Below are 497 nucleotides of genomic sequence, written 5' to 3'. Positions count from 1 at the left end.
GAATTAGAAAACTCAACCGAGTACTTGGCAAACTTTACTTGTGCTAATTTTCTCTAAAAAAAAAGCCCCGCATTTTCATGCAGGGCTTTAATATAAATGGTGCACTGAGGCGGCAAAAAATTGTCTGGAACAATTTTTAACGTCCGAAGGATGGCCCGTAGGGCAAAATACAGGGAAGCATTTTGTAATCGAACGTAGTTCGAGGCCGCTTATGTTTTAACTTAAATAAAAACAAAAAAGCCCCGCATTTTCATGCAGGGCTTTAGTATAAATGGTGCCTCGACGCGGAATCGAACCACGGACACGAGGATTTTCAATCCTCTGCTCTACCGACTGAGCTATCGAGGCACTTAAACAGTGCTAATTAAATGTTTTAAAACATTTAATTTAAATAAATGGTGCCGACTAACCGAGTCGAACGGTTGACCTACTGATTACAAGTCAGTTGCTCTACCAGCTGAGCTAAGTCGGCACACTAAACTGTGTGCTAAGGCACG

At 41.6% G+C, this 497-nt stretch carries 2 tRNA genes; both read right to left on the bottom strand.

Features of this window, described 5'->3' with window-relative positions:
- Positions 1 to 272 precede the first annotated feature (272 nt).
- A tRNA-Phe gene (locus tag H5232_RS23620) sits at positions 273 to 348 on the bottom strand.
- A gap of 48 nt (positions 349 to 396) precedes the next feature.
- A tRNA-Thr gene (locus tag H5232_RS23615) sits at positions 397 to 472 on the bottom strand.
- Between the last annotated feature and the right edge of the window lie 25 nt (positions 473 to 497).

The organism is Pseudoalteromonas sp. SG41-5, from assembly GCF_014164495.1.
Lineage (GTDB): Bacteria > Pseudomonadota > Gammaproteobacteria > Enterobacterales > Alteromonadaceae > Pseudoalteromonas > Pseudoalteromonas rhizosphaerae.
This window is presented reverse-complemented; position numbering and strand designations above follow the sequence as displayed.